This is a genomic window from Enterobacter sp. CGMCC 5087, assembly GCF_003144775.1.
Classification (GTDB): Bacteria; Pseudomonadota; Gammaproteobacteria; order Enterobacterales; family Enterobacteriaceae; genus Enterobacter; species Enterobacter cloacae_M.
Map to the genome: position 1 here is coordinate 1 of NZ_QFXN01000318.1, position 3,067 is coordinate 3,067.

The following is a 3,067-nucleotide window of genomic DNA, read 5'->3' on the forward strand; positions in this document are numbered from 1 at the left end:
ACGCTTACGCTGAAAGTACGCGTCAATACGGGCCTTCAGGGAATCAGTAAAACGGGAGATAACGGCGGCATCGGTGGCCGCTGGCGAATCCGGCAGCCTTAGGTCAACGCGCAGGGCCAGTACACGGGTATAAGCGTTTAGCGCGCAGTTAAAGGTATCGGCAATACGTTGATGCCAGTGAGAGTGGTAGGTGTAACTCATTGAAATGGACTCCGGTGGGTTAGTGTTCATAACCATTACCGGTGCCGTTAAAAAATACTGTCCGACGCACCTGATTCGATATACTACCGGGGGATGTCCCCTGACGGCCGGTAACAACGAGGCAAAAACATGACGACTGCGCATGCCCCCGGGTGTCACTCGCCGGCACTTCTGCGGGTGAGCCGTTTTTTTCTGATGTCAGCCCTGCTGATGCTACCGCTGTGCCACACCACGCTGGCGGCAGATCGTCGCCATGTAACAGAGCCCGCCCTGCCCGGCGCAATCTGTGCCACGCTGTCACCGCCTGCGGATAACCTGCAGACGGCGCTGAACCACTGCCAGCGCGGAAGCACGGTCCTTCTGGCGGCAGGCTATTATCCGAGTGGCCCGCTGCGCATACCTGATGGCGTCTCGCTCTGGCTTGAGAAGGGCGCTATACTGGCGGCGTCACGTAATCCTCAGGTTTATGATCGCGGTCAGCAGCGTTGCGGTACGCTCGACACGCAGGGAGAGGGTTGCCGTCCGTTTATCCTCATCACGGGTACCGGCAGCAGTGTCGCCGGTGACGGCATCATTGACGGACAGGGTGGTCAGACAATGACCGGTAGCAATGAGACCTGGTGGGCACTGGCCCGACGCGCCCAGACAACCGGGCTTAAACAGAATGAGCCCCGGCTGATTGAGGCGGACCACGCCCGCGACATCACGCTCTACCGCGTGCACTTACGCAATGCGCCGGGTTTCCACCTAGTGATAAAACAGTCCACCGGGGTGACGGTCTGGGGTATCACCATCGACACGCCGGCCAGCGCCCGCAATACCGATGGTATTGACCCCATCTCATCATCGGATGTCACCGTCGCGCACAGTTTTATTCGCACCGGGGACGACAATATCGCCATCAAGGCCGGCAGTGGCGGACCGGCACGGTATATCTCCCTTCTCAGCAATCATCTCTACGCCGGGCACGGAATGTCTGTCGGCAGCGAAACCCGGGGTGGCGTCAGTGACGTACTGATAAAAGACCTGACGCTGGATGGCACCACCTCAGGGCTGCGCATCAAAAGTGACCCCAGCCGTGGAGGACGGGTGGAGCGTGTTGATTACCAGAACATCTGCCTGCGACACAACCGCAGACCCGTTGACATCGACACCCGCTACGATATCCATGCCAGAGGCGAGCACATCCCGGTGTATCAGGCTATCCGGCTGCGGCAGGTGAGTGGGGAGGAAGGCAAACTGGTGATAAAGGGCTACGACGCCCTGCACCCGGTATTCGTCAGTCTGGATGGCGTCCATTTCAGCGCCGGTGCGCAATGGCAGGTGGAAAATGCGCATGTCCTCATCGGCCATGGCGGCGTATCCCCTGCCCCGCCCGGTATGCCAGCTTCACCTTCCGCTCAGACACCGCAATGCAACTGGATACCTTTTCCGGAAACCGGGAGGCCCTAATGTCGGCTTCCGGTATGCGGCGAGATGCGTGCAAAGGGCATAGCAGAAAGCATCAGCCACAGCGCGTTGATGGCGCTCTCACGCCGGTATTATTTTCGGTACAAACTCCCCTGCCCGGAGGCCGCACGCGCCCACAGATCTTCATCGCTGAGTGTGGTTTCAATCAGCTCAATCGGCACACCGCCGTCATCAATGACCGCCACCCGGTAATCATCAATCGGTTCATAGGGCCCCAGAATCACCGTCTCCCCCGCTATCGCCTCGGCCAGACTGCTGACCTTAAAGGCCACATGCGGAACGGTTTTCAGCAATGGATGGAGCGGTGAGTCTTCAGTGAAACGATGCCATTGCGCCCGAAACGTGCCCGAATTATCGGTGGTATACATACCAGCGCTGGCACTGTACTTACCTGAAGTATCCCCGTCCTGAACCGGTATACCTAAATGGTGAAATTTATACTCTACGTTTGCTTTCATGAAATGGTTTTGTCCTTAGCAGATTCAGTTCCGCAGACTTTACCCGAACAATACGAAATGCTGTAGCAACCAGCATCAGTTTAAACGCTCTGTAACGCATCAGGAGCGACGTATTCATTCTATCCACAGATTTCCACTACCGTGTTATCCAATACGGTTATATAGCCTTACAGGAAGCCTCAAAGACATACATAATCATAAGGCTCCGTCGTTTTAGCCAATAACGCAAACTCAGTGCGTTAGTTATTCTTCGTAAAGATACCCGTCAGCCATTTTTAATAATTCACTGCAGGCATTCCCTTTAGCGAATTAATTAAGTCAGGAGTATCAGCCCGGGCTATTACTCCCGTTACAGGCTACAGCCTCTACTGTAGAGTTAACTGACGTAAACAATATCCGGATACGCACCACAATGATTAGCACAGTCCACCCAGTGATTACTGATGAACGTATTACCTGTTATAGTCAGCCAGGGTAGAAGAACGTTATGCCTGGCGGATAGCGCTAATAACGCTCACCAGACACTGAGTGCAGGTTAACTGCCAGCACATACACGGGCTCATCTGATAACAGCTATATCCTGCTTAATGAGGACTTACGCACCAGTGACAATATCTCCCGGTCTGATGATTGCCTGCTAACGTATTGGCAATACCCCGCTACCACAGACATCGAATAAACGACAATGCTGTTATCACGTCGTTATTCCCCCTCTATAATACTTACACCTTTAAGGCTTCCCGACTCAGTTACAGTCATCATAAGTGCCCCCACGATTAAGACTGTTCACTGGTTCAGCACCTTTCAGCATCGGTAATCGTTACCGGGTAGTGACACATTCTCTCAGACAGTATATCGACTGAAACAGCATTACTTACCTCTTACCCTTAAGTAACCTTTGAAGTTAATTCTTAAGATAATAACCCACTAAGATAATA

General features: G+C 53.8%; 3 protein-coding genes. 1 reads left to right on the forward strand and 2 read right to left on the reverse strand.

The genetic code is table 11. The features are described from left to right. Window positions 1-231, reverse strand: a 231-nt coding sequence (locus tag DEO48_RS25740) for an inovirus-type Gp2 protein (RefSeq protein ID WP_375232178.1), incomplete at its 3' end; no start/stop codon positions are given. A gap of 99 nt (window positions 232-330) precedes the next feature. Here DEO48_RS25740 and DEO48_RS25745 point away from each other — a divergent pair. Next, window positions 331-1,653, forward strand: a complete 1,323-nt coding sequence (locus tag DEO48_RS25745; protein WP_258306210.1) for a glycoside hydrolase family 28 protein — start codon at window positions 331-333, stop codon at window positions 1,651-1,653. 89 nt (window positions 1,654-1,742) lie between these two features. Here DEO48_RS25745 and DEO48_RS25750 read toward each other — a convergent pair whose 3' ends face one another. Further along, the gene (locus DEO48_RS25750; protein WP_109846690.1) at window positions 1,743-2,129 is read right to left on the reverse strand and encodes a VOC family protein; all 387 of its coding nucleotides are present in this window, start codon (window positions 2,127-2,129) and stop codon (window positions 1,743-1,745) included. Window positions 2,130-3,067 lie beyond the last annotated feature (938 nt).